Origin of the sequence: Natronorubrum thiooxidans (assembly GCF_900156475.1) — an archaeon.
Classification (GTDB): Archaea; Halobacteriota; Halobacteria; order Halobacteriales; family Natrialbaceae; genus Natronorubrum; species Natronorubrum thiooxidans.
Genome location: NZ_FTNR01000026.1, coordinates 1 through 25,920, shown reverse-complemented (window position 1 = coordinate 25,920; position 25,920 = coordinate 1). Strand labels below are relative to the sequence as shown.

General features: G+C 58.0%; 14 protein-coding genes, 1 tRNA gene, 2 rRNA genes and 5 pseudogenes. 15 read left to right on the top strand and 7 right to left on the bottom strand.

Annotated elements, in window-relative coordinates; genetic code table 11:
* The 3 genes from rrf (BW940_RS19540) to BW940_RS19530 all read left to right on the top strand — a co-directional run.
* Positions 1 to 89, top strand: a 5S ribosomal RNA gene (gene rrf, locus BW940_RS19540); the annotation flags it as partial.
* Between the two features lie 60 nt (positions 90 to 149).
* Positions 150 to 271 (top strand): 5S ribosomal RNA (gene rrf, locus BW940_RS19535).
* Between the two features lie 407 nt (positions 272 to 678).
* Positions 679 to 2,589, top strand: a complete 1,911-nt coding sequence (locus BW940_RS19530) for a beta-CASP ribonuclease aCPSF1 (RefSeq protein WP_076610848.1) — start codon at positions 679 to 681, stop codon at positions 2,587 to 2,589.
* A gap of 243 nt (positions 2,590 to 2,832) precedes the next feature.
* Here the strand turns inward: BW940_RS19530 and BW940_RS22240 are convergent.
* A pseudogene (locus tag BW940_RS22240) lies at positions 2,833 to 3,239 on the bottom strand (ribonuclease J); the annotation flags it as partial.
* A gap of 59 nt (positions 3,240 to 3,298) precedes the next feature.
* Positions 3,299 to 4,618, bottom strand: a complete 1,320-nt coding sequence (locus BW940_RS19520) for an RNA-guided endonuclease InsQ/TnpB family protein (protein WP_076610847.1) — start codon at positions 4,616 to 4,618, stop codon at positions 3,299 to 3,301.
* A 580-nt stretch (positions 4,619 to 5,198) separates the two neighbouring features.
* Between BW940_RS19520 and BW940_RS19515 the strand changes: the two genes are divergently transcribed.
* Both BW940_RS19515 and BW940_RS19510 read left to right on the top strand, forming a co-directional pair.
* Positions 5,199 to 6,341, top strand: a complete 1,143-nt coding sequence (locus BW940_RS19515; RefSeq protein WP_076610846.1) for an MFS transporter — start codon at positions 5,199 to 5,201, stop codon at positions 6,339 to 6,341.
* A gap of 64 nt (positions 6,342 to 6,405) precedes the next feature.
* Positions 6,406 to 6,708 carry a PadR family transcriptional regulator gene (locus tag BW940_RS19510; RefSeq protein WP_076610845.1) on the top strand — a complete coding sequence of 101 codons (303 nt, stop codon included), beginning with the start codon at positions 6,406 to 6,408 and terminating at the stop codon, positions 6,706 to 6,708.
* An 18-nt stretch (positions 6,709 to 6,726) separates the two neighbouring features.
* Here the strand turns inward: BW940_RS19510 and BW940_RS19505 are convergent, their stop codons facing one another.
* The 3 genes from BW940_RS19505 to BW940_RS19495 all read right to left on the bottom strand — a co-directional run bounded on the left by BW940_RS19505 (position 6,727) and on the right by BW940_RS19495 (position 12,204).
* A complete protein-coding gene (locus tag BW940_RS19505; RefSeq protein ID WP_076610844.1) occupies positions 6,727 to 6,999 on the bottom strand; it encodes a hypothetical protein in 273 nt (90 codons plus the stop codon).
* Positions 7,000 to 7,104: 105 nt separating this feature from the next.
* Entirely contained in the window at positions 7,105 to 10,215 is a 3,111-nt protein-coding gene (locus BW940_RS19500) for an MMPL family transporter (protein ID WP_076610843.1), read from the bottom strand.
* A 45-nt stretch (positions 10,216 to 10,260) separates the two neighbouring features.
* Positions 10,261 to 12,204 carry a hypothetical protein gene (locus BW940_RS19495; protein WP_076610842.1) on the bottom strand — a complete coding sequence of 648 codons (1,944 nt, stop codon included), beginning with the start codon at positions 12,202 to 12,204 and terminating at the stop codon, positions 10,261 to 10,263.
* Positions 12,205 to 12,379: 175 nt separating this feature from the next.
* On the opposite strand from BW940_RS19495, the gene BW940_RS19490 reads away from it, so the two are divergent.
* The 5 genes and pseudogenes from BW940_RS19490 to BW940_RS21290 all read left to right on the top strand — a co-directional run.
* Positions 12,380 to 14,209: a PGF-CTERM sorting domain-containing protein gene (locus tag BW940_RS19490; protein ID WP_076610841.1), complete on the top strand. Its 1,830-nt coding sequence runs from the start codon at positions 12,380 to 12,382 to the stop codon at positions 14,207 to 14,209.
* 291 nt (positions 14,210 to 14,500) lie between these two features.
* On the top strand, positions 14,501 to 14,650 hold the full coding sequence (locus BW940_RS21295) for a DUF2080 family transposase-associated protein (protein ID WP_015233475.1): 150 nt from the start codon (positions 14,501 to 14,503) through the stop codon (positions 14,648 to 14,650).
* 3 nt (positions 14,651 to 14,653) lie between these two features.
* Positions 14,654 to 15,909, top strand: a pseudogene (locus BW940_RS19485) (RNA-guided endonuclease InsQ/TnpB family protein); the annotation flags it as partial.
* Positions 15,910 to 16,054: 145 nt separating this feature from the next.
* A tRNA-Met gene (locus BW940_RS19480) sits at positions 16,055 to 16,129 on the top strand.
* Between the two features lie 220 nt (positions 16,130 to 16,349).
* Positions 16,350 to 16,613 (top strand): annotated as a pseudogene (locus tag BW940_RS21290) (nucleoside-diphosphate kinase); the annotation flags it as partial.
* Here the strand turns inward: BW940_RS21290 and BW940_RS19470 are convergent.
* On the bottom strand, positions 16,614 to 17,333 hold the full coding sequence (locus BW940_RS19470; RefSeq protein WP_076610840.1) for a helix-turn-helix domain-containing protein: 720 nt from the start codon (positions 17,331 to 17,333) through the stop codon (positions 16,614 to 16,616).
* A gap of 156 nt (positions 17,334 to 17,489) precedes the next feature.
* On the opposite strand from BW940_RS19470, the gene BW940_RS19465 reads away from it, so the two are divergent.
* Together BW940_RS19465 and BW940_RS19460 are read left to right on the top strand one after the other, a co-directional pair.
* Positions 17,490 to 18,893 (top strand): selenium-binding protein SBP56-related protein, encoded by a 1,404-nt coding sequence (locus BW940_RS19465; RefSeq protein WP_076610839.1) that lies wholly within the window; start codon positions 17,490 to 17,492, stop codon positions 18,891 to 18,893.
* Positions 18,894 to 19,208 carry a 2Fe-2S iron-sulfur cluster-binding protein gene (locus BW940_RS19460; protein WP_076610838.1) on the top strand — a complete coding sequence of 105 codons (315 nt, stop codon included), beginning with the start codon at positions 18,894 to 18,896 and terminating at the stop codon, positions 19,206 to 19,208. It abuts the gene before it with no gap.
* Positions 19,209 to 19,683: 475 nt separating this feature from the next.
* Here the strand turns inward: BW940_RS19460 and BW940_RS19455 are convergent, their stop codons facing one another.
* On the bottom strand, positions 19,684 to 20,499 hold the full coding sequence (locus BW940_RS19455) for an SDR family NAD(P)-dependent oxidoreductase (RefSeq protein WP_076610837.1): 816 nt from the start codon (positions 20,497 to 20,499) through the stop codon (positions 19,684 to 19,686).
* A gap of 309 nt (positions 20,500 to 20,808) precedes the next feature.
* On the opposite strand from BW940_RS19455, the pseudogene BW940_RS22495 reads away from it, so the two are divergent.
* The 3 genes and pseudogenes from BW940_RS22495 (at position 20,809) to BW940_RS19440 (ending at position 25,752) form a co-directional block, all read left to right on the top strand.
* Positions 20,809 to 22,181: pseudogene (locus BW940_RS22495) on the top strand (DEAD/DEAH box helicase family protein).
* Positions 22,168 to 23,532, top strand: a complete 1,365-nt coding sequence (locus BW940_RS19445) for a DUF790 family protein (RefSeq protein ID WP_076610849.1) — start codon at positions 22,168 to 22,170, stop codon at positions 23,530 to 23,532. The pseudogene BW940_RS22495 and the gene BW940_RS19445 overlap by 14 nt, the downstream one beginning before the upstream one ends.
* Before the next feature lie 982 nt (positions 23,533 to 24,514).
* A pseudogene (locus tag BW940_RS19440) lies at positions 24,515 to 25,752 on the top strand (phage NrS-1 polymerase family protein).
* Positions 25,753 to 25,920 lie beyond the last annotated feature (168 nt).

The window sequence follows — 25,920 nt, the reverse complement described above, 5'->3', positions numbered from 1 at the left end:
CCCATCCCGAACACGGAAGATAAGCTCGCCTGCGTTACGGTGAGTACTGGAGTGGGCGACCCTCTGGGAAACTCGTTTCGCCGCCTCCATTCATATCGTAGCAGCGACCGACAGTGGTCTGACGGCGGTTCGATTCCGCCGGTCGGCATTACAGCGGCCAGAGCGGCGGGGTTCCTCCCGTACCCATCCCGAACACGGAAGATAAGCCCGTCTGCGTTACGGTGAGTACTGGAGTGGGCGACCCTCTGGGAAACTCGTTTCGCCGCTTCCACTCATACTCAACTCATATAGAACACTTTCTTCCTGTGTTCTGCATTCATCATTCTTATTGAACATAAATTGCCATATATGGCTGGCTGGAAAATACGGTGTAGTACCAACTGAAACGATCCATCATACAGCGTTGTGCGATACGGTGTATATTGGCTTTCCGTGGCTACTAGAGACACCTGAACGACCGGGATCGTTATCGCTTTTGTTTGTGATTCATCAATTGGAACGCTTGTTGCAGTACGAAGTCTTTTATTCATCATCACAAAAATAACAGTAGCAACTCGTCAATCCCTCTCTGTGCATTCGGTTGGCTGACCGCTTAGCCCGGATAATTCTGAGTAATCAGTCTCTTAATAAGGGATACATGGTAACCAACGGCGATATGATGAGACAGCGGACTCACCTATGAGTGATACTATAACCAATTCCGACTTGTACGAACGTGTTAGAAACGAAGTTCCATCACAGCTGGACGTGAGCAACGTTCAGTATGAAGGACCAGATCTCGTTATTTATACTGAAACACCCCAAGAGTTCGCCAAGGATGGTGACATTCTCGGAACTCTTGCTCATGCGCTCCGCAAACGAATAACTATTCGACCGGTTACGGGAACCCAATCAGGTCCATCAGAAGCTGAGGCAGTGATTCATGACGTTGTCCCCGACAAAGCGAACATACATAATCTCGAGTTTCATCCGACGACTGGAGAGGTACTTATCGAAGCCGAGAAACCGGGGTTAGTGATCGGCCAGCGTGGACGTACGATTCGTGAGATCACACAAAAAGTAGGATGGAACCCGGAAGTCGTTCGAACGCCTCCGATGGAGTCATCAACGGTAGATAACGTCAGAAATTATCTTACGCAAGAGCGGGCGGAGCGACGTGATTTTCTCGAGGACGTTGGGGAAGATATCCATGCGGCTCCTGACAAAGACGTTGATTGGGTCCGAGTGACGACACTTGGCTGTTGTCGTGAAGTCGGTCGAGCGAGTTTTATTTTGCATACTCCGAACACAAAAATACTCGTCGATTGTGGAGATAAACCCGGTGCCGAGGGAGAAGTGCCATACCTTCATGCTCCGGAAGCGATGCCGCTACCAGAGATCGACGCTGTTGTCTTGACACATGCACATCTCGATCACAGTGCGTTGCTTCCACTGTTATTTAAATACGGCTACAGCGGACCGATTTATACGACCGAACCCACACGGGATCTGATGGGCCTGCTACAACTCGACTATCTCGACGTTGCCTCGAAAGAAGGTCGTACGCCGCCCTATTCGAGCGAGCAGGTACGGCAGGCGATCAAGCACACGATTCCGATCGAGTATGGCGATGTCACTGATATCGCACCCGATATTAAGTTGACAATGCATAATGCAGGGCATATTCTGGGGAGTGCGACTGCTCACTTTCATGTGGGGAGTGGGTTCCATAATGTCGTTTTCTCTGGCGACGTTCACTACGAACCAACACGGCTGTTCAACGGGGCAGTCAATGACTTCCCTCGAGCCGAGACGATGATTATGGAGTCGACGTACGGTCGGAAGAACGATTTCCAGACGGATACCGAAAAGAGTGAAACGCGGGTCCGACGGATTATTAGAGAAACGTACGAGCAAGATGGTATCGTTGTTATCCCAGCATTTGCCGTTGGCCGCTCACAGGAATTAATGTTAGTCCTTGAGGAGGCGATGCGGCTCGATGAGATTCCGACGATGCCAATCTATCTCGACGGGATGATTCGTGAAGCAACTGCGATCCACACGGCATATCCGGAGTATCTCCGTGATGGACTTCGTCAGCGAATCCTTCACGAGGACGAGAACCCGTTCCTGGCCGAGCAGTTCCAGCAAGTTGACGGTGGACAGCCGATGCGCGAAGAAATCGCAAGTGGAGACCCCTGTATCATCCTCTCGACGTCGGGGATGGTGACTGGTGGACCGATTATGTCATGGCTTGAATTACTGGGCCCTGAATCGGATAACACGCTTTTGTTCGTCGGCTATCAGGCGGAAGGGACGCTTGGTCGCAGAATCGAAAGCGGTCGCACCGAGGTTACACTCGAGGGACAAGGTGGCCGTGCGGATCGGCTCACACTGGACTGCCGTATCGAATCTGTGAGCGGGTTCTCAGGTCACGCAGACCGAAGGGGACTTGAACAGTACGTCGAGGAGATGAATCCACAGCCAGAAACGATTCTCTGTGTCCATGGTGACGATCGAGCGACGGATGAACTCTCTTCAGCCCTCTACCAGAAGCACAACATCAGGACCCACCAGCCGAAAAATCTGGAGACGTTCCGGTTTTCCTGATGCTATATTGCCATCCTTTCCGCATTGAACAGTAGACGCCGAACCTGATTCACGATGCTGCTGGTGAGGGTGTCTCTGGTGAAGAACGGAGCTTTCTCCTTGATTTGCCTACAACTGAAACAAGTCATACACTCAGGCACAGTCGTCGCTCGATTGGGTGTACAGTGACGTTCTCGGAGAGGGGATCGATCGTTGTAGCGTTGTAATTGAAAAACTATACGACAGCGTCGCGGATCGTTCAACTCACACTAATTGGATGACGTTTCCATTAACGTAACGTGGAGATCCCGTCCGAGCTTGTATCCCTGATTGGATGCAAGATCGACGTACCCCGAAAATCCACTCATCTCTTGATGAGCAGGGATGATATGCTGTGGCTGGAGTGCGTCAAGCATTGTATAGTGACCTTCTTGACGAAGATGGCCGGAGACGTGAATCTCGTCGTAGATCCGGGCTCCTTGCATTCCAAGCAATTTTTCGGCCTGATACCGTTGCCCTTCGTTCGTTGGCTCGGGAATTACTCGTGCAGAGAAGACGACTTTGTCACCGGCATCGAGTTCGTACGGCGTTTCTCCACGAGCAATTCGCGTGAGTAATGCTCGAGGTTCTCCCTGATGACCCGTGTCGACGGGGAGGCATTTCTTCTTTCCATCGCTCTTGACATCCTCCTCCGCGTGAACGCGGAGGAATCCCGACCGCAGTTGGGATATTACGGTTTGCAGTCTACCACTTGGTCCTGCGGTTGGAATCCGCTGGACAAGTCATGAAGATAGACTCCGGGCTGTGCCAACCAGCCGGTACTCCTATCCCCGGACAATTGCCCGGAAGACTCGGAGTTACTTCGGTTCAACTCAAGACGGATATTCTCTGCCCCGTTCACGTCAGCGTTGAACGCCGCATCACACTCTTCGCACACGTACAAGCCACGTTCAACACGCTGATTGTCGTCTTCCCTCCCACAGACACAACACGTCTTACTCGTATCGCGCTCGGACACTTCTCCGACTTCGATACCCTCGAGCTTCGCCTTGTAGGTGAGGATGCTGGTGAAGCGGTCGAATGCCCACCCGTGCAGGTCGAGGTTGCCGTGACGGCCCCAGTTCTTCGACTCGCCGTTCTCGTCCTCTCGAACACCAGCGAACTTCCCGACGCTGATGCGACTAACCCTCTTCTCAACACACCGCTCAACGATGTGCTTCGCTAAGGAGTGAAAGAAGTGGGTACGGCGTTCCGACCACTTGTGGTGCAGTCGGGTTGCTGTTTCGCCACCTGAATCGTCGCACTTTGAGATTTCTTTCGGGAAGTAGTAGCCGTCCTGTTTCAGACGATTGCCCGGGTATAGGTCAGCTTCTTCCGTGCTGTACGCAACGGCGGCGAAATTACAGATGCCGAGGTCGACACCTGCTGTTTCGTTACCGGGTGCGTTGGGCGTCTCGATTTTGTCTTTGCAGACGAGGTGCAGTTCCCACCGCTCGTTCGCTCTGTCGTAAACAGCACGAACCTGTTGTAGATTCTCGACTGTCACGCCGGGGCGCGTTTCGTACTCGACAAGGATGTATTCCCACGCTTTCGGGTGTTCCTTGTGATTTGCGCCTTTTGAGAGTCGGACGCGGTTGTTTTTGGTGTCGTGGCGGATGCCGTTTTGCTTCCATGTCACCGTCGAACGCGGGTGTTCTTCATGGACGCAATTGCCGTGGTCGTCGTAGTAGTTTTTCTTGCGGTAGCCGGGCGGATTCGCTCGACTGTCTGACTTCCTCTTCCCGTACCACGAGTTGAAGGCTTCAGCGAGTTCCTCCAGAACGCGCTGACTGGACTGTGAATGCAGTCCCTTGTATTTGGTGTGCGTCTTCAACTCGTCTTTGAGGTCGCCGTGGTCGGGAATCTTGCCCGTGTCTTCCCACACTTGACGGGAGTGGTAGTTCGCGACGTTCCAGAGTTTGCTGGCCGACCACCCGTGTCGGTTGAGCGGTTCCTTTACTTGGGAGTGGTTGAGGATGTTCGCTCGGTGAGTACGGTGGACTTCCAGCATCGCGAAACGTCTGTATAATCGCTTATACTCGCTTTTCTTATAAAATCTCGGATTGAAGGCGGTAGAATATCCTGCCGTGCTGTTCTCGGTGGTTTGCGTCGTTCTGTGACGGCGCGTATCCACGGCGTGAACGCCGTGGTATTGCGCCTGCTCCTCGTATAAGTAGAGCCGATCATAGCGGTCCGGTCACCCAGTGAGACAGCCACGCTGGCTGTAGCAGGACGTGCGTCGACAGATATTGGCGGTGAACGCGATCTCCGTGTCCGCCGCCGATCCCAGAACTGCGTACGGGACAGCGCGTCTTTCGGGTACGCTATCGGTGACTCTTCGAACCTATATACCTCTGGATTTTCTTTGAATATCACCAGCGGTGTTTCAGTACAGCTTCCACATCACAGAGCGTGTCTTCGGTGAGGCGATACACCATCACCCGATCGAGGCGTCGATTCGAGAACCTCACGGCCATACTCGAGGATAGTTCCCCGGTTCCCCGTAAATCAGAACGCTTTCGATTGAGCGTCGTCGAAAGCGAGTCGTGTGCCCTGATCGTACAGAACGTCCAGATAGCCGCCGTAGCTGGATGGTGGCGATAGTCGGTGCCGTGGCGATGGTCTTTACGTTTGGCACGCCGCTCTCGTATGGAATTTTCCGTGAGCCGTTCAGTGACGTCTTCGGGATCTCGTCGATTGCGCTCTCTGTCGTGTTCGCAATCATGCTCTTTACGTTCTTTATTGGCTCCGGACTCGTTGGTGTGTTCGGTGCTCGATTTCGGGCTCGAGCAGTGTTGCTCGCCTGTTCGATTGCAACCGGTGTTCTGGCACCGGCGCTGTATCTCACGGGCTCGATTGGCGGGCTGATCGTCGTGTTCGCTGTCCTCGGGCTCGCACTCGGGACGGTCTTTGTCCTCGTCGCGTCGGTCATTCCGCGCTGGTTCGAGCGCCGCCGCGGTGTGGCAACAGGGCTGATCTTCGTCGGGAACGGACTCGGCCTGTTCGTGCTCCCGCCGATTTGGCAGTATGCCCTCGCGACGGTGGGCGTACGCCGTGGCTTTCTGATCATCATGTCAGTGACCGCGGTCGCGTTTCTCCTCGCCGCTCTCGTTTGTCGGCGACCACAGTGGGCAGACCAATCGACCGCGACCGCCGGCGAACTACTCGAGTGGCTCGCTCGGCTAGGTGGCACCCGGACGTTTCAGTTGCTGTTTCTCGGGATGGCGCTCTCGTTTGCGTGGTATCAACTGCTGGCTGCCTACGCTGTCGATCTGTTTGTCGCTCGTGGACTGACGGCGGCCGGTGCGTCGACTGCGTTCGGCCTGATCGGCGGTGTCAGTATCATTTCACGGATCGGAAGCGGGTTTCTTGCTGACGTTATGGGCTCGAGACGGGCCTTTCTCGCCTCACTCGTCTGTGCGGCTATTGGCATTGCCCTGCTGTTCGTCCCCGTTCTTTCGGTACTGCTGGTCGCAATCTTCCTGATCGGCCTCGGATTGGGCGGGACCGCGACGTTGTATATTCCGCTTCTGATGGGTATTTATTCACCGGAGAAAGACACCGCAATCGTTGGCGTATTCAATGTCGCAATCGGTGTCGCTGCCTTAGCGATGCCGCCGCTTGGAACGGCGAGTGTCGCGTACACTGGTAGCTTTACGATCGCAATCGTTCTGACTGTCGTCGCGACCGGGATCGGCTTTTGGACTATCGCCGTCGGAACAGCGCGCTCGTAGTCTATTCGTTCTGAACAATCATCTAACCGTGAATTTAATGTATTAAGTTACGTAATTACAGCGTATGTATGACTTGACTGGTTTCCAGCGTGATCTTCTGTACGTCACTGCTGGACTGGACGACCCTCACGGACTCGCGATCAAAGCGGAACTCGAGGACTACTACGAATCCGAGATCCATCCCGGACGGCTCTATCCCAATCTCGACACGCTCGTCGAGAAAGGATTGATCGAAAAGGGGACCAAAGATCAGCGGACCAATTTCTACACCGTCACTCGTCGCGGCCGCCGTGAACTCGAGGATCGACGGAACTGGGAAGACCAGTATATCGACACCCTCCTCGAGGACGTCGACGACGCAGTCTAGTGGGTTACTGTGGCCACCCTAACACTGTTCGTCCGGTGTCGTCACCCGAAGCTCATCACCGACCTCGTAGAAGTAGCCCCGCTCGAGCAATCGCGTGAGTGCATACGTGGCGTCTTCCGGCTCGAGTGAGAACTCGGAATCAGTGAGCAACACGTCGATGGCGTCTTCGTGTTCGATCGAGCGGAGGTCGTCTTCTCGGTGATCTGACGTACAAGCGTGAGAACAGAGCTGCTTGTAACATTTGACAATCCATTCGGGAAGTGGTGGCCGTGGATCGCTGAAGCCAGCCATTACGAGCCCATAGGGACGGCTCCCACATTAGTCTGCGTGCTGATCGTCTTGCTCGCCTATGAATTTGCGTGGGTGAACTCGACCGCTGACGAGGGAATTCTGTGCTTACTGCTCCGTGGTCTCGTCGGTGGTGTGGGTGTCCTCCGACACCAATTCGTGTCCGTGAAGAAGATCCTGGCCGAAATATCGCGTCCAGCCGACCAGCAACGTCGGTAGCACGAGGATGCTCGCGAGGAACGCGTAGACGATCGTCAGTGCCGTCACGATGCCGAACTGTCGAACGGCGGGGAGAAACGCGAGCGTGAGCGTACTGAAGCCGAGCGCCGTCGTCGCCACGCTGCCGAGCAACGCGCCGCCGGTTCCCGTCATGGTCGTTTGGAGTGCGTCGTCGATGGTCTCCTGTCGGCGAAGTTCGAGGGTGTACCGCGAACTCACGTGGATGTTGTAGGCGACACCGAGTCCGATCGTGAAACTCGCGACCGTTCCGGTCAGGACATTAAACGGGATATCCAGGACGGCCATCGTGCCGACGATCCAGCAGACAGCGAGGACGACCGGGAACAGCGTGACCACCCCGAGCGTTGCCCCGTTACCGGTGAGGGCGTACGCGGTCGTGAGGAACGCGACAACCGCCACGAGCGTAATCGCCAGACTCTCGAGGATCGCCTCGAGCAGGCTGGCTTCGACGATGTGGTCGACGATGGGCGCGCCGGTCGCGGTCGCGTTCCAGCGTGGCTCCGTTCCGCCGTCGTCGATCGTCTTCGCGACCGCCCGCATCTCCCTCGTCGTCTGCTCACCGTCCGCATCACCGCGAACGGAAACGAGCAGCCGAACGGATTCGTACTCGCCCTCGTCCGTTCGGTAGATGACGTCGCTCGCGGCGTTGGGATCGATTTCGAACAGTTGGTCGTACAGTCCTTCGACGTTCTGGTTGGGAACGCCGTCACCCGTTCGGTCGGCGAGCTGGAACGAGGCGTTGAACGAGTTGTCCGTTTCGGCGACGGATTCCATGACCGTTAGTGGATCCCGATCGTGAGCGCCGGCCGTTCGCGGGGCATCGGCCGACTCGGTCGACTCGGCCTGTGTCCGTGCCGCGTCGATTCGCTCGAGCGTCTCCCCATCGGTCACATCGCCAGTGACGACGATCTGTGCCTGTGAGTCCCTGTAGTCGAACCGCTCGTTGAGGGCCGTGAATCCGTCTTTCGCCTGATATTCCTGGTCTGTCGTCGTCACAGGGACTCGATCGATCCACGCCGGATCCTCGGCGAGGAGGGCTTCCTGTTCGAAACTCGTGCCCACTGTCCCTGCTGCGTACAGACTCCCCGCGGTCATCGCGACGACCACGACGAGGACCACGATCGGTGCGGCCCGTGCCGCCTTTGAGCCCACCGAGAGCGCCTTCTGGATGACCCCCTCCTGAGTCCCGAGAGCGGGTCTGTGCCGGTCGATATCACGGCCCTCGAGGCGTTCCTCGAGTTCGATCTTGATCGCTGGGATCAGGCCACCGAAGACGAGTAGTGCCGAGATAATCCCAACCGTGCTTACGAGCCCGAACTCCCGAAGTGGCCCGATCGGACTCACCAGGTTCGAGAGAAATCCGATCGCCGTCGTCGCCGTCACCCACACGAGCGCCACGCCCACGCCGGCAAGTGCGATCGACATGGCGGGCCGAACGGGAACGGCGGCTGTCTCGGTAGTGTGACACTCTCGGTGGCGCATGAAGACGTGGATCGCGTAATCGATCGAGAGTCCGATCAGTACCACGGGGATCGCGACGAACAGTTGGTTGAACGCGATTCCAGCCCAGCCCATGAACCCGAACGTCCAGATGAGCACCGTGACGATACCGACACAACCCAGTCCGACCTCGAGTGGGTCACGGTAGGCGATCGTCAGCGAGACGAGGACGACCCCAAGTGCAAGCGGCCCGACGAATCGGAGGCTGTCGGCGATCGCTCGATCGATCTCCTCGGTCACGATCCCGACACCGAACACGGCGGATTCACTTGCGGTGGCCTCATCGTGGTCGTTCGCCAGTTGCTGTATCGTGAGCTGACTCTCGACGAGTCGGTCGTCAGCCGATCCAACCCGCTCGCCCGTGTCGGTGTCGTGTGACTGTCTGATGAGGAGCAGTCGCTCGTCTGCACGCGTCGATCCGGGCTCGTACGACGATGGGAGCATTGTCGCTGCAAGGTCTCCAACCGGCCCGTTTTGATCGTCAAGTATCGACTCGAGGTGGCGTTCGTAGGCCGACTCGTTGAGCGACTCGATCGCCTCGATCTGTTCGGACAGCGGCGGCTGTTCGGTCGATTCGAGCGCGTCACGCTCGGCCTCCAGTTCCTGTTGTTGGTTCCACAGCCGATCGTACTCCTCGTTGAGCACGCCGACCGTCCCGTCGGTGTAGGCAGCCTTGAGATCACTGTCGAGACGATTCATCTGCCGATCGTGCGTGGTCTGACTGATGTTCCCGTCGGCCAGCGCCTGTTCGGTGGCACTTATCTCCGCCTGGACGGCCCTGACACTCGCCATCGAACGGTTGAACGAGCGTTCCTGTTCGTTCTCGAGATCTGCCGTCGCTCGCGTGCGGACGTCCTCGAGTGCCGCCTCGAGTTCGCGCGAGCGCGTTCGGTACGTTTCGGCACTGATATCCCCGTTCTCGGAGGAGGTGTTCAGTTGCTCGTATTCCTCCTGGAGGTCACGGATGTCCTCGAGATCCCGCTGTAGCGCCGCGGCCGTCGCGTTGAGTCGCGCTCCCCGCTCCTCGAGGTCGGCGCTGCGCGCGATGAGCGTGTCGGCTTTTCGCTCCCGAATCACGCCCGTCGCGACGACGTTTTCTACTCCGATGATTGGCGACGTCTCGGTAAGGGTTGCATTGACCGTTTCGTTCGCGTGAAGCTGTCGTTGGAGTGTTAGCGACTCGAGGAGTGATTCTTTCGTGAGGACGTTCTCACCGCTGACGGTCACCGTTGTAACTGTCGTGTTCGCTTCATCTCGAGTGGTAAAGTTCTCGGTGGCGTACTCGAGTGCCGCCGTTTCGGCCGTCTGACTTCCGAACTGCTCGAGCGACGTGTCATACTCGATGGCGGTGATTCCGACCCCGAAGACGGCTGTCAGAGCGAGTAACAAAACGATCACGACCGTCGTGTGCGTCGTGATCACATCGACGAGTTGTGTGAGAACGTCCGTCTCACCTCGTATCTCTCCGTCTTCGTCCATCAGTCGTCGTACGCGTGGCACTCTCCGGGAGGGTCTTACTTCTTTTCAGTCAGACTTGACGTTCGCCCGACTGAGAGACGTCCGGCGAACACCATAATATCCGATGAGCGTCACCGTACCCAGGGCAACGAGTACCGAGACCACCATCACGATATTCGTCCGCTCATCGTCATCGCCGCCCTCATCCTCGCTGTCGAGGTCGGTCCCGAGGAACGTCTCAACTCGCTCCGTGTCGATCCGTGGGAACTCACGGTCCCACTCGCCGGGCATGTGGACGTCGGTCTCGGTCTCGACCTGCTCGCGATTACGCACTTCGGTCTCCGTCGGGTCCGCAGTTACGAAGCCATCGGCGACGACGGACACCGTACTCGAGTCGTTGTTGCTCTCGACGTAGACCGCTGTGACTGATAGTTCGCTGTCGTTCGCTATTGAAAGCGCGTCGAACGAGCCGTCAGAAGTGGCTGCCGCCGCCTCGAGTTCGGACGTCCCGTTGTCGATCGTCATCTCGGCTTTCGTCAGTTCGGCTGTTCGGAACAGCTCGTGGAGTTCCCTGGTCGACGCCACGACGTCGCTCGCCCCCGTTGTGGCTCCCTCGAGTTCCGTGAGCGTCCGGTCGAGCGCGCTATCGGCAGTCGTCTCGTAGTCGTAGACGAGTTCGAGGCCATCAGCCGTCGTTTTCGCATCCACCGTTGCGGTCGTTTCCGGAATCAGCGACTCGAGTTCCTGAGCTTCGAGTTCCGCAGTGTACGTCTGCCAGTTTTCTGAATCGGTGCTCCAGGTGGCATCGATCGTCGTCCGATTCCCGTCTGCTTCGACCGAGGCGTTCCAGGTGGCTGTCTGTCGAAGATTCGTCTGGTTCCGTGTCTCGAGTGTCGCTCTGATCTCGTCGAACCGATCGACGACGCTGTCGTCAATCGCGTCGATCGATTCGGCGATCTCGACCGTGCCGAGGACGAGTTCGTCGTATCCACTGGCTTCGAGTTCCCACTCGACGTCGGTTCGAGGTCCGTGTCGATCAACAACAATCGACAGGTCCTCGAGCCGTGTCGATGCGATCCGATCGGCCAGCACACGCGCTTCTGTCTCGTCGAGATTCGCTTCTGAACGCTGCTGTACCTGCGTGACCACCGTCTCTGCCACCTGCTCTTTGACGCCGATGTATTCGACATCGTACTCGTACTCGACGACGTCCCGCTCACCGGCTTCCGTGAAGCGATACGACTCGAGGGTCCCGTCTGCTGTGCCACCCAGCTCGATGGCGACACTTGAGAACCTGTTCTCGAGGGTTTCGCGTGCGTCCTGTCGAGTGTTCCACCGGTCTCGTTCCCACTCCTCGACGGCCCGGCGTTCGGTCACGGCGAGGGCGTAGCCGTCGTCAGTTTCGGAAAGCGTCAGCTCGAGGGACTCGTTTGTCACCGGCATCCCTGCTGAGTTATTCGCGTATGTGCGCACCGTTCCCGAGCCGATGATTGAGTCCCCCGTGAACTCGAGTTCACCATCTGTCTGGACCGACGAGTACGGCAGTTCTCGGTCAGGTACGGTCGCCTGAACGTCGACAGTCGAGTTCGACTCCCGGTCGGTCTGGCGAACCTGGACGTCCGCGTCGAGGTCGGTTATCGACGTTGACTCTGTCACCACGAGGTCTCCGGAACTTGCAACCGACTCCTGGTCCGTCTGGAGTGTCACGTTGCCGGTCAACCCGGCCGCCCCCTCAAACGTGCCATTGTAGAGGGCGTACGCCAGTCCGCTGTCGGTTTCCATGGCAACTGTTCCCTCGAGCTCCGTTGTCTCGTGAGGCCGTTCGTAGACGAGGACGGCGTCGCCGTTTGCTGAGACGTATACCTCGTCGGCCGCATCGGTCGCGTCGATCCCTTCGATAGTCTCTCCAACCGGACGTTCCGACACCTGGTTGCCCCCGTTGACAGTACCCACACTCGTAACCAGCAAGAAAACGACGAGTAGCGTCCACACCCGACTGTTGGCGCGCATTCGCTGGTGAGTTTCGCTTGCAGCGTAATACCTTTTGTTGAGTGTCGTTCACATCTGAATGTATTTTGGTAGATAATGTCTACGAAAGATACATGTATGTGAGGTTTAAAATACAAAACTGATGAACAGGCAGGCTTTTTCAAAACGGTCCCTGCAGAGTATTGCGACGGTCGTGATGGCCGCTGTACTGATCACATCGATGTTCGCCGGCACCGCATTCGCGGACACGGGTATCGATGAGGTCGACCCGGCCGACGAGGTCTTCGTCGATGAAAACGGCGACGCTGTCCTCGTCTACGAAACGGACTCGGATGACGATGCGACCGGTGAGTTCGGTCTCGACGTCACTGAATCGGTCGTCTACGCACTCATCACCGATGATATGGAAGAGGATGTCGACGCCGCGTTCTCGATGGAACTCGATGGCGATCGCGCGGAGTCTTCCGGTGAGCTCGTGGCCGATCGTCCGGCCGAGATCTCTGATCTCTCGATGAACGTGACGGGCGAACAGACACAGGAGACAAATGAGTTCGAAGCCGACCTCAAGATGGTGATGGACGCCGGAACCGGATTCACGCAGGCGTCTGCCTCCGGACAGACGGTCTCGAGCGCCGACGAGTTCAGTACTGACGGCGAGTTCAGTGCTACCACGATGGGGAGTGTGAGCGCCTCGGACGTCGGACTCGACCTCGGGATCACCGAAGCAGATGGTGGGTATACCCTCGATGTGAGACAACAGAAGTACTTCTCCCAGTATCAGGCCGATAACTGGCGAACCGAAGCCGACGCCAAGCAGACGCTCGAAGCTCAGTTTAGCGGTGTCGAAGCGGAACTCGGCGGTGATGCGACGGTTACGGTTCACTCACACGAGTTCCAGGAAGATGACATGGGTGGCGGTCACCTCGATGTCACGTACACCGTCGAACTCGAGAACGTCAAAGACGGACTCGAGTCGACCGTCGCGGACGAACTCGCCGCCGATTCCGAACTCGACCTCGAGGAAGACGACGCCGAACAGCTGGCTTCGGATCTCCTTGCCGCTGAAATCGACACACTCGACGTCTCGTATCTCATGAGCGGGGACACGGTCGAGGGTGCGTGGGATGTCACACTCACCGACCTCGATTCGACCGTCTTTGCGGCTCTCGATCTCGCTGAGTCGGCCGGAGGGATGAACGATGAGACCGCTTTCGACTCCGACGAGTACACCGATATGTACGAGGCACAGGCGGACTCCGACCTCGTCCAGACGTCCGAGTGGAATCTCACGCTCTCCCAAGACGAGACCCAGACACAGACGTTCTCGATGGACGTCTCTTCCGATGCGGAGAACTGGGAGGCATACACGACCGCGCTCGCAGAGCGTGACATCGAGAGCCCGGAGTTCTCGATGAACGCCCATGCCGAGACCGTCGACGATGAAATCGAGATGGAGATGGGTCTCACGGTCACACAGGATGAGTTCCTCGAGAACGCACTCTCCGCAGTGATCGAGAACCTCGAAAACAATCCGACCGCCGACGACGAGGCACTCGAGTTCATGACGGCGTTCGAGGAGGCAGACCTCGAACTCGCCAAGTTCGATCTTAACATGGACGACGGCACGATCGAGATGGAGACGGGGGCGAAGTTCGACGACTTCACCGCCTTCGAAGCCCATCTCGAGGATGCGTTCCACGGCTACTCGATCGCACACGTTTACGCCAACGACGATGCCGGGTACGTTTACGTGACTGAGTTGGTCGACGCTGATGCCACCGAAGACGACGTCCGAGCGCTCGAGGGCGTCGACGACGAAACCGTCGTCCACATGCCCGGCGAGTGGGACGACGAGCATCCACGCCTCGACATGCAACAGGTCACTGAATACCTCAGTCTGGACGCCGACGAGGAGGACACTGACGAGGAAACCGATGGTGGTGAGGACGATGGCTCTCCCGGATTCGGTGTCGCAGTTGCTCTCGTCGCGATCCTCTCGACGATGCTGTTGCTCCGTCGCAACTGATCGTCGACTGCGATCGAATCGTTGTTTTTTGCGCTTCGATTCCGTTCCGGACCCAGCCGTGGTGATCCTCTCGAGTCGTTTACCTGAATCGAGGCGCTAATGCCCCTTCCTCAGCGAGCGAAGCGAGCAGGGAGGGGATACAGCGTCCCCAGAAATCTTCGATTTCTGGTGTGCGAACGAGACGCGAAGCGTCTCGTCAACGCCGCACGAGTTTCTTGCACTGTTCCACAGCAGTCCCTCAGGCCCACGCTACCGGTAGCTACATGAGTATCTACCTCGTAGATACTCTCAATGGATCGGTACGAGGTCGAAGGACACGAAGTCCTCAAAGCCGAAGTCAAACCGACCGGCAACGGTGCGCACATCTACGTCCCGAAAGCGTGGACTGGCGCAACTGTCAAAGTCGTCCGCGTCACCGATCCAACCGACGAAGACGAGTAGACCATGCGATACAACTACAGGTATCGGCTCAATCCGACCGACGAACTCCATGAACAGTTAGCGTGGACTGTCGATACCTGCCGACAGGTCTACAACCATTTCCTGCACCGACTCAACCGAGAGGACGGAGCCTCGGCCTACTCCGAGCAGTCGATCCCCCCCACCTCAAACGCGAGTGGACCGACCTAAAGAAGGTCCACTCGAAAGTGCTACAGAAGGTCGTACAACGGCTGTACGGCAACCTCTCGACACTGAAGGGGCGGAAGGACAACGGCTACCGCGTCGGTGGACTCAAATGGAAGGCCCCACAGGAATATCGCTCGGTCAAGTACAGTCAAACCGGCTTCGAACTCAAGAACACGAGTGGCTGTACTGTGCTTTCTCTTTCCAAAATCGGCGATATTCCGCTGGTCTACCACCGCGACGTTCCCGACGACGCCACGGTCAAAGAAGTCGTCGTCAAGCAGGAACCAACCGGCGAGTGGTTCGCCGTCCTCGGAATCGAAACCGAGAACGATGCACCGTCGAAACCGGATACGCTTGAGAAGTGCGTCGGGATCGACGTGGGTATCCTCAAGTACGCTCACGACACCGACGTAACAGCCGTCGAACGCCCCGACTTGTCCGACGAACGTGACCGACTCGAACGCGAGCACCGAAAGCTCTCGCGGAAACAGCACGGCTCGGCGAACTACCGCAAGCAACAGCGCGTCGTCGCCAAACGTCACGCCGACCTGCAACGGAAGCGCCGGGACTTCCTGCACAAGCTCTCGAACCACTACGCCCGAGAGTACGATCTCGTCGCGGTAGAAGATCTCGACGCGAAGGGCTTGATGGAACTGCCGTCGAACAGCCGCAACCGCGCCGGAGCGGCGTGGGGGACGTTCCTCCGAATGGTGGAGTACAAGTGCGAACGCGAAGGCACGCATTTCGTGGCCGTGGATCCGGCCGGAACGACCAAAGAGTGTTCGGCGTGTGGCGTCTCAACCGACAAGCCGTTGTGGGTCCGCGAACACTCGTGTCCCTCATGCGGTTTCACGGCAGACAGGGACTGGAACGCGGCCTACAACATCTTGGTACGCGGCCTGAAGCAAGTAGGGACGGGCTGTCCCGAATCAACGTCCTCAGAATCGAAAGATTCTGATGGGCTGAGAAAATCGGCAGACGATTTTCGAACGCCTGCGGAGACTGCACTCCCTATGGGAACCAATTCGGTTCCTGCAAAGCGCGTCGTCGAAACAGGAAGCCCCACCCTCAAGGAGCGAACGGCGCAAGCCGTGAGCGAGTATGGTGGGAAGGAAGTCACCGCTGGATCGGTCAGTTCAGCCGATCAGTGGGTGTGTACATTTCACAGACGGCAAGAGAATAACAACCCTTAATCGTGGCCGACAAAGAGAGGCATGTAGCGGGATGGGATAGCCAGGAGATTCCGGCGGGCTCATAACCCGCAGATCGGTAGTTCAAATCTACCTCCCGCTATATTTTGGCGCAAACAAATCCGTGAGCGCCGGATATAGCACGGTGGAAGTTTGAACCACGGCGTCACCCTCACTACGTTCGGGTGCCGTCTGGTTCAAATCTACCTCCCACTACTTTTCAGGGATTCACTCACGAACGGGGAGCACAGCGACGAGTGAGTGCTGAAGGACTACGACAGCGACCGAGAGACGCTGGCGTTTCGGAAACGTCCCGAGCGACGGTCTCGTCGAGTTCATTCGGTCCGGGCATGGCGATGGTCTGGGAGAGCCAGGACGCCACCCGGCAGGCCCAGGCGATGATGGGCGAGACGGATCCCGCCGAGTCCGACCCCGGCACCATCCGCGGCGACTTCGGTCTCGACCTCGGTCGGAACGTCATCCACGGCTCCGACCACGAGGGTGCAAACGAACGGGAGATCAACCTCTTTTTTCCGGACGAACTCCAGGACTACGAGCGGATCGACGAGACCTGGCTAAACGAGTAGCTAGCCGGTCTCGCCGAGATATCCCGACACGAGCCGTTCTTCCGCCCGGCGCAACCGATAGGAGAGCGTCGACCGTGGCACGCCAAGCTCCTCGGCTAGGTCGTCCAACGTGACCTCTCGCGGCGTCCGGTAGTAGCCGTGATCGAGGGCCGCGCGCATCGCTGTCCGCTGGTCTGGGGGGAGCGCCACCGACCCCAAGGAGTTGTGTCCCCATCCCTCGGCGTTGCGGAGGTGACCCATACGAAAGGCAAGTCCCGCCCGCAAATTCGCGCCGAGAGCGTCGTACAACAGGCCCACATTCTCGTCGGACTTCATGAAGATGCGCCAGCTGTGACGGTTCTCTCGACGCGAGGTGCAGTAGAGTGATCCGTTGGGGAGATACCGACCGGCAAGCGTCTGAACGGATTCGCCGTCCTCGACGTTCTCGACGTGGGTGTAGATCACCCGCTCGTCGTCCGAACGGTCCAGCACATCGTGGTACCGCATGGCCGAACAGTCCACCTCGGTCACTGACGCCGTTTGTACTGTCTCGTCGAGGCGGAGTCGTTCGACTGCGTCGAGCGCCGCTGTCGGACCGATCAGCCGCTCGATGCGCCAGAAGCAGTCCTCGGTTACACAACCGTGTAACGCCTTGGCGACGAGTGTCGGATGCTCGATGAACACGTCCATCACCGGATCGGAACCCGTCTCGTACACGATATCAAACGTGAACTCACGCATCAGGCACCCTCCCGATCGTCGTAGGACACCACGAACACACCCCGGGAGTACGTCGGCCAGCGCATAAGGTTTCCCCAAGATCGACCAACCGATACGAGTTGTCGCTCGACAACTTAATTATTATTTATCCCCCTCATGTGGGTGTTACTGTCTCGCATGAGCACTGACGAACCCAGCAGCACGGCCGAGAAGCACGGACACGAACACCACGAGGTAGAGGGACCGGGCTATCCGACGCCCGCGGCGATGCGGACCGAGTCGGAGCGCGAGAAGACGGCGTTCGTCATCGCGCTCCGTGTCGGGATGGACGTCGACGGCTCCGATTTCATCGGCGTCGTCGACCTCGACCCCGAATCGGACACGTACAGCGAACTGGTCGACACCGTCGAGATGCCGAACAAGGGCGACGAACTCCACCACTTCGGCTGGAACTCCTGTTCGTCATCGTGTCACACCGAGGGGCTGATGCGCGATCACCTCATCGTCCCCGGACAGCGGTCCTCCCGCATCCACATCCTCGACGCCGAGGACCCACGTAACATGGAGATCGAGAAGGTCATCGAACCCGAGGAGATCTTCGAATACGATCTGTCTGCGCCGCACACGGTTCACTGTGTCCCCGGTGGGAAGGTCGTCATCAGTATGCTTGGGGACGCCAACGGCGAACTCCCCGGTGGTTTCCTCCAGTTGGACCAGAGCGACTTCTCCATCGACGGCCACTGGGAAGCCGACCGCGGCGACATGGAGATGAACTACGACTACTGGTACCAGCCCCGTCACAACGTGATGATCTCGACGGAGTGGGCTGCGCCGAAGACCTACTATCCCGGCTTCGATCTCGACGACGTCGAGGAGGGCAAGTACGGCGACAGCATCCACATCTGGGACTGGGAGAACAAGGAGCACCAGCAGACCCTGAACTTCGGCGAGGAGGGGCAGATTCCGCTGGAGATTCGCATGCCGCACGATCCCGAGGAGACCCAGGGCTACGTCGGTGCGGCGCTCTCCTCGAACATCCTCCGCTTCTGGGAGGAGAGCGACGGCGTGTGGGAGTGGGAGAAGGTCATCGACGTCGAGTCCCGCGAGCATCCCGACTGGGACATGCCCGTCCCCGGTCTCGTGACGGACATCGTCCTCTCGCTGGACGACCAGTACCTGTTCTTCTCGAACTGGCTGCACGGCGACATGCGGATGTACGATGTGAGCGACTTCGGCAACCCTCGGCTGGTCGATCGGATCTGGGCCGGTGGTAACTTCGCCGACCGACAGGAGATTCAAGGCACTGAAATCCGTGGCGCGCCCCAGATGCTCCAGCTCTCCCGCGACGGCAAGCGCATCTACTGGACGACGTCCCTGTTCTCCTCGTGGGACAACCAGTTCTACCCCGAAATCGGCGAGAAGGGGTCGCTGATGATGAAGGCGGACGTCTACCCCGACGAGGGACGGATGGAACTCGACGAAGACTTCCTCGTCGACTTCGGCGACGCCCCGGGTGGCCCGGCCCGCGCCCACGAGATTCGCTGGCCCGGCGGCGACTGCACCAGCGACGTCTGGCAGTAGATGCATCAAGTTACCCTCGAGTGGCGCGACGGCCGGGAGGTGACCGTTGAGGTGGCCGAGGGCGAGACGGTCATCGACGCCACCGAGCGCGAAGGCCTCGGCGTCCCCTACGGCTGTCTGTATGGCGCCTGCGCTACCTGCACCGGGCGTCTCCTGGATGGCGACCTCGTCCACGTCGAGCGAGCGAACGGGCTGAAACCCCGGCACCGACGGGCGGGATACGTGCTCCTCTGCATAGCTGAACCCCACTCCGACTGCCGAATCGAGGTCGGCGCCGAGGTGCAGGCCGACCTCGTCCCAAACCCGTGGAAATGAACTGAAACGAAATGAGACGACTCGCCCACGCGGTGACCGTTGCCTCCTTCGCCGCGCTCCTGTCTGAAACACGGATACCGACTTAACAGAGGTTGTCCATACACAGCTTCAACCCCACAAGGATTCGTCTGGAACCCGTATGTCCCGTACACGTGGACGGATCGTTCTATCCGAGACCTCGCCGGTCCAGAATCGACGTTTGCCGAGCGGGAACGAGCGAGCGACGATGATTGAGGCGGGCCCCTATCAAGAGTTTCCCGGCGTGGCTTCGCCGTCCGGCGATCACGCTGGATAGGACTGGTACGGTCGACTTTGACCTTCTCACGCGCATAGAGTCGCGGGAATCCCACCATAGAATTTCAGGACGACAGCTTCGACTCTAAGATTTCAGGACGCAGCTAGACAGCGCCACTCAATACATCGTCCACCTGATGGGCGCGTCGATCTGGCCGCTGATACTCGGCCCGTGACGTAGTCACTGGGAACCCGACCACAGCCGCCGGGTGACTTTAGCGGCGAGGCGACGGGGAAGCAGCCGCGAGAGGTGATAGCGAAGCCGGTCCCGTCGGCCGGGGACGACGATCCGTTTCCCGGCCATCGCACCCTCGTATCCGGCCCTGGCCACGAGTTCGGGATCGAGCAGGTCGCCGTGGGCGACTGCCGAGCGTTCCATCCCGCCGCGTCGCATGAACGCCGTGTCCGTCTCGCCGGGACAGAGCGCCGTCACCGTGATTCCCTCTCCGGCGAGTTCCTCGGCCAGCGCCAGCGAAAACGAACGGACGTACGCCTTCGTCGCACCATAGACAGCTGCCGTCGGCGTCGGGACGATCCCTGCCATCGATGAGACGTTCAGGATCCGTCCACGGCTGCGCTCGCACATTCCCTCAAGGAAGTGATCGGTCAGCGACGTCAACGCCTCGACATTGAGTCGGATCATTGCGCGTTCGTCGGCCCAGTCGGTCTCGGCGAACGGGCCGTAGACGGGGACGCCGGCATTGTTGACCAGCGTGTCGACCACGCGACCCGTCTCCGCCACCCGATCAGCGATGCGAGCGGGCGTGTCTGGGTCGGTCAGGTCGAGTGCGACAGTCGCCACGACGATCCCGGGTTCGGACGCGAGGTCGCGCTCGAGAGTGGCCAGGCCTGCCTCGTTGAGGTCGACGGCGATCACATCGTGGCCGTTTCGGGCAAATTGCCGGCTCAACTCGCGACCGATACCGGAAGCCGCGCCAGTCACGAGCGCGACGCCGAGCCGTTCGGGCCGACTCGAACCTGCGGATCGATCGTTCATGCATGGGACTGTACGGGGGCCGACCTAATTCTTCGCCAGCGGGCGTGTCCTAGTGACGGGCACCCTCGAATGACAGCGGTCTACAACTCGCCGATTGAACACGGCATCCTTCGAGTATGTGGAAATCAGGATGACGAACCCGCCACGGAAGGAGAGTATCCATTGTTCGCTGATCTCGAGGGCTGACGAGGAGGTGCGTACATCATCACCTGTGTTGCTCGCGCGAGAGTCTCCTTCGTCGCTGTTCTAGATGAGGATACAGACACCTCCTCGAGAACAGATCAAGTCCAACTCGTCGCACAGGGGGGTGTGGGAGACGCCCCCGACAGTGTTCCCTACGCCGAGTGGGACGATCGCGTCGACGAGTATCGAGCGCAGGCCTATCGCTATCACGACCTCCATCAGTGGGCAACTCCCTCCAGTCGCGACCAGCAGACCCTCGCGCAGGCCACGATGGCTAGCGAACCCCTTGAAGACGATGCCAGAGCCTACAGTGACCTTGCCCTCTCACCTGCCGTCGTGATCGAACCTCGAGGCTACCAGCAGGCCGCCCTCGAGGCCTGGATCGATCACGACCGCCGAGGGAGTGTCGTCCTCCCGACCGGCAGCGGGAAGACTTTCCTCGCGATCCAGGCAATCGCGGCGTCAGTACGCTCGTGGTCGTCCCCACGATCGATCTGCTCAACCAGTGGCACGCGACGCTCACCAACGCCTTCGGGGAGCAGCTCCTCGACGACGTCGGCGTCCTCGGTGGGGGCAGTCACACGATCACGGACGTGACGGTGACGACGTACGATTCGGCCTATCGCTACATCAACGAGTACGGTGACCAGTTCGGTCTGCTGGTCGTCGACGAAGTCCATCACTTGCCCGCACCGACCTACCAGCAGATCCCCGAAATGACGATCGCGCCCTATCGGCTCGGATTGACTGCCACCTACGAACGGGCCGACGACCAACACGAGGTCCTCGAGGAGTTGCTCGGTCCCGTCGTCTACGAGGAGGACGTCGACGACCTCACCGGTGAGTACCTCAGCGACTACGAGACGATTCACCTCGAGGTCGAACTCACTGCCGACGAGCGCGACCAGTACGACGAGGAATACCAGCTGTACCGTGACTACGTCGACTCCCACGAATTCGACATCTGGAAGGAACGGGGCTACCAGGAGTTCCTCAAGTGCAGTTCCTACGATCCACAGGGACGACGAGCCCTGATCGCCAAACAGCGGGCCGAAGAGATTGCTCGGACCGCCGAGAAAAAGCTCGACACCCTGGACAATCTTCTGAAACGCCACTACGACGATCGGACGATCATCTTCACCGCCAACAATGACTTCGCCTACGAGATTTCCCAGGAGTTTGTTATCCCGTGTATTACCCACCAAACGGCTACCGAGGAACGCACAGACCTTCTCGACCGGTTCCGAACCGGGGAGTACTCGATGCTCGTGACCTCACAGGTCCTCGACGAGGGTATCGACGTCCCTGCAGCGAACGTCGGAATCATCCTCTCGGGGAGTGCCTCGAAACGCCAGTACGCCCAACGGCTTGGTCGGATCCTTCGCCCAACGGAAGACTGCCAGCCAGCACGCCTCTACGAGATTATCGCCGCCAATACCAAGGAAACGTACATCTCTCAACACCGTCGCCAGGGGGTGGGAAGTGATGCTAACAGCTGACCTCGCTCGTTCGCGCACGCGAAACGGATCTGTTGAGCCACTGTTTATCGATCCTGCCAAGTCCCAGTATCGGGAGACGGCTCAGGAACTCATCGACATCTTCGAAGACCATCTGGGCGAACCCAAGGGTGATCTCGAGGAGACGATCGACCAGCTGACGATCGCCGATACCGATTACAAGATCGTCCAGGGGCTGGCCAAGCTCCTCACGGACGAGTGTGAGTTCGAGACAGTGGCTGCAGCCGATCCCCAGGAGATCCGTCAGGCACTGTTCGCGAAGGCCAACGAGTCGTACCCGATCGTCCGCCAGCCCACCCTGGGAGACGACACCCAACGCCTCGAGGTCTACAGTGCCGTCGCCGATAAGCTCGGAATCAGTCTCGAAGAGTGTTACCGAGGAATGTATGCCGACCTCGAGGACAACAAGCTGCTGGTTCGATTCGCCGATCGAACCGTCGACAAGTATGCCGGTGACGGAAGCTCGTCGACAACTCGCTTGACCGGCGATAGTGAGGAAACCTACGCCGAGGACACAATCAGCGTTGATTGGATGCTTACGCGATACAACCTTGCACTGGCCCAGGCGGTGCTGTACGACGCAACGCAGATGCGAATCCGTGTGTGGGACCATTTCAATACAGTGTTCAGCTATGTCAAGTTGTTCGGGTTGATGCACCGGATCTATCCGATCGATGAAACTGGCGAGCGGGTCGAGTCGACGGACGTCGCTGCAGGCTACGAGGCAATTCTGGATGGGCCTGCGTCGTTGTTCTCGAAATCTCGGAAGTACGGTATTCGGATGGCGAACTTGCTGCCGGCGCTGCCCTTGTGTGACCGTTGGGAGATGGAGGCCGAGATCCTCGATGGGGACGGAGGATCGACAAACAGTGGATCACTGATGTTTGAACTTGACCATACCGACGGATTGTCCTCTCACTACAGTGATCAAGACGAGTTTGACAGCGATCTCGAGCGAACGCTGGCCCAAAAGTGGGAGCGGGCGACCACCGACTGGGAGTTACGCCGCGAAGACGACGTACTGGATTTAGGTGCTCAGGTGATGATTCCCGATTTTGCAGTTGAGCATCCGGACGGGCGACGGGCGATTCTCGAGATCGTCGGCTTCTGGACGCCCGAGTACCTCGAGGAGAAACTCGCGAAGATCGAGGCCACCGAACTCGACCATCTCCTGATCGCGGTTTCAGATCGACTCGAGTGTTCGGCGACCGATGTCGAGGAGGTGAGCGATCAGGTACTGTGGTTCAAGTCAGGGATCCACGTCTACGATGTTGTTGATCTTGCGGAGGAGTTTGCTCTCGAGACGGATGGACAAAAGTTCCATTCACATTAACTGCATGCAAGAAAGCTGGAAGACTTTCGCACGTTGCCGACTCCGTGTTCGCCGGGAGATTGCGCTTGTACTTGGCAATCAAGAGACCGAAGACTCTGCTACTCTAGCGTGTTTGAGACACGGCCAAAACTTTTCACCACATGCTCTGATCAGACTATGACTCTCGTTTCCACTTATACACCTGACAAATGAGTGGTGTTATCAAAACTCCCATTTCAATAGGACTATTACCATATTTTCTATATATTGCGTGAGAGAGACGAGTCGACGTGATTAGATTCCCCGTCATGCTCTTTTCAGCCGCTGTATTGCTCGGTATCGGTAGATGAAGTGGATTCCCAGAAGTAACAGCATAGGTGCCGTCATTTGTGGTTATTTTGTAGTGACCGGTTTCAGTCTCGTTCTGATCACTACCCTTTCGGTTTTAAGGGTCTTACCGCCCCGTCGGGTACAATTCCTGGTTTAGACTCGATTCCGAATTGCGTTGAGCTCCTTAGTACGCTCTAAGAAGTGCCCGACGGAGCTATTAGTTGATCTGATCCTGTTTTAGCTCGCCCTGTACCTCCAAAATCATCCAAAGAAAGGCTAGGGTACAACGGTGCAAACGCCGCTGGCTCTCTCTAACCGATGGGCTATCAAACGATGAGAACCCGAACTCAAAATATCAGAATCCACTCATAGAATTGTGAATCGATTTGCGGCGGTGTTTGTTGGTTGTTCTCATCACGGAGTCACAACTCAAGACTAGCAAAATGTTCAAATCGTTGGGGAAAACTGTACAGTGAGAAAGAACTAGGGGACTCCTGTTGGAACCAGTGATGGCCGATGGATTAAGGAGGAGCCGCGCCGCTGTGTGACACCTCGAGTGCCTCTTCTTCTCTACTACAGTCTCCTCGAGGACGGTTTGTTGATCTGAAAAACAGCGCCAGTCATCCCACTGTAACAGAACGAGCGGTAGCGAGGGATGCTGGCTATTGAACTTATGACCGACCAGACAATCTTGCCGACGGAGATGTGCGTTCGCGAGCAGTGGATCTGCTGGCGAGAAGAGACCCGAAATGGCGACACGACGAAGGTTCCAGTTGATCCGGAGACCGGCGACTTTGCATCGTCGACGGACGATCGTACATGGAGTGATCTCGAGACCGCACTCGAGTATGCATCCACCGGTAGAGCCGATGGAATCGGGTTCGTGTTTACGAGTACAGACCCGATCGTTGGTATCGACCTGGATAAGTGCCGAGATCCAGAGACTGGGAGACCAGATCCGGAAGCAAAGAGATCATTCAGCAACTCGAGTCCTACACAGAAGTCTCGCCATCTGGAACGGGCTATCACGTCCTCATTCATGGCGATCTCCCCGACGGGCGAAACTGCCGAGGTGGAATCGAGATGTACGATCAGTCTCGCTTTTTCACTGTGACTGCAGACCACGTCGACGGGACGCCGACATCGATCAACGAACGCCAGGACGCCCTCCAGGCAGTTCACGAGGAGTTCGTCGCTGAAGATGATACCAACGACGAGATCGACGCCACTGGCGGTCGACGTGATGACTCGAGCCAGAGCCAGACACTTGGCCTCGAGGACGAGGTACTACTTGAGAAAGCTCGCTCGGCGGGCAACGGCGAGAAGTTCGACCGGCTGTGGCGAGGCAATACCAGTGGATACGACAGCCAGTCGGAAGCTGATATGGCGCTGTGCTGTCTGCTAGCGTTCTGGACCGGTGGAAATCGGATGCAAATGGATCGTCTGTTTCGACAGTCAGGGCTTATCTGAGGGAAATGGGACGACGTCCACCACGCCGATGGATCGATATACAGGGAGAAGACCCTCGAACGCGCGATTGCTGCGACGGATGACTTCTACGAGCCGACAACGTCTACTGTGGAGATGTCAGTAGATACTACTGCTGAGACTGATACAGATACTGCTTCGACTCTCGAGGGTGGTACCGTGGAACTGGGATCTGTAGGGCGTGATCGAGTGTACCTCGAGGAAAAGAACGACCTTCTCGAGGCTCATATCGACGAGTTAGAGCAGACCATTGCAGACCAACGTGACCAGATCAAACAGCTCACCGCAGAGCGCCAGCAGTTACGATCGATCGTTGAACAGCAGAAGGGTGAACTCGAGGATACCACTGAGTTACCATCCGAGAAAGATGAGGATTCGTCATCACTCCGAACTCGGATGAAGCGGTTGTGGCGGCGAAGCTAATCTGCCAGATATAGGGATTAGCAACATAATTCATAGCTTTGCTTCGCTTATATCCAGTGATTGAGAAGTAAAATCAGTACCTCACAAAGCATTACCAGTTAGCCTGACCTGAGTCACCTGTTCTGTCGTGATGAGTCGTCGATAGCGGTTGAACAACACTAATCGGGG

Coding starts and splice junctions, on each gene's coding strand:
- BW940_RS19465 (WP_076610839.1), top strand. CDS start 17,490: ATGAGCACTGACGAACCCAGCAGCACGGCCGAGAAGCACGGACACGAA.
- BW940_RS19460 (WP_076610838.1), top strand. CDS start 18,894: ATGCATCAAGTTACCCTCGAGTGGCGCGACGGCCGGGAGGTGACCGTT.
- BW940_RS21295 (WP_015233475.1), top strand. CDS start 14,501: ATGGATCGGTACGAGGTCGAAGGACACGAAGTCCTCAAAGCCGAAGTC.
- BW940_RS19530 (WP_076610848.1), top strand. CDS start 679: ATGAGTGATACTATAACCAATTCCGACTTGTACGAACGTGTTAGAAAC.
- BW940_RS19510 (WP_076610845.1), top strand. CDS start 6,406: ATGTATGACTTGACTGGTTTCCAGCGTGATCTTCTGTACGTCACTGCT.
- BW940_RS19505 (WP_076610844.1), bottom strand. CDS start 6,999: ATGGCTGGCTTCAGCGATCCACGGCCACCACTTCCCGAATGGATTGTC.
- BW940_RS19495 (WP_076610842.1), bottom strand. CDS start 12,204: ATGCGCGCCAACAGTCGGGTGTGGACGCTACTCGTCGTTTTCTTGCTG.
- BW940_RS19445 (WP_076610849.1), top strand. CDS start 22,168: ATGCTAACAGCTGACCTCGCTCGTTCGCGCACGCGAAACGGATCTGTT.
- BW940_RS19515 (WP_076610846.1), top strand. CDS start 5,199: ATGGTGGCGATAGTCGGTGCCGTGGCGATGGTCTTTACGTTTGGCACG.
- BW940_RS19500 (WP_076610843.1), bottom strand. CDS start 10,215: ATGGACGAAGACGGAGAGATACGAGGTGAGACGGACGTTCTCACACAA.
- BW940_RS19470 (WP_076610840.1), bottom strand. CDS start 17,333: ATGCGTGAGTTCACGTTTGATATCGTGTACGAGACGGGTTCCGATCCG.
- BW940_RS19490 (WP_076610841.1), top strand. CDS start 12,380: ATGGCCGCTGTACTGATCACATCGATGTTCGCCGGCACCGCATTCGCG.
- BW940_RS19520 (WP_076610847.1), bottom strand. CDS start 4,618: ATGCTGGAAGTCCACCGTACTCACCGAGCGAACATCCTCAACCACTCC.
- BW940_RS19455 (WP_076610837.1), bottom strand. CDS start 20,499: ATGAACGATCGATCCGCAGGTTCGAGTCGGCCCGAACGGCTCGGCGTC.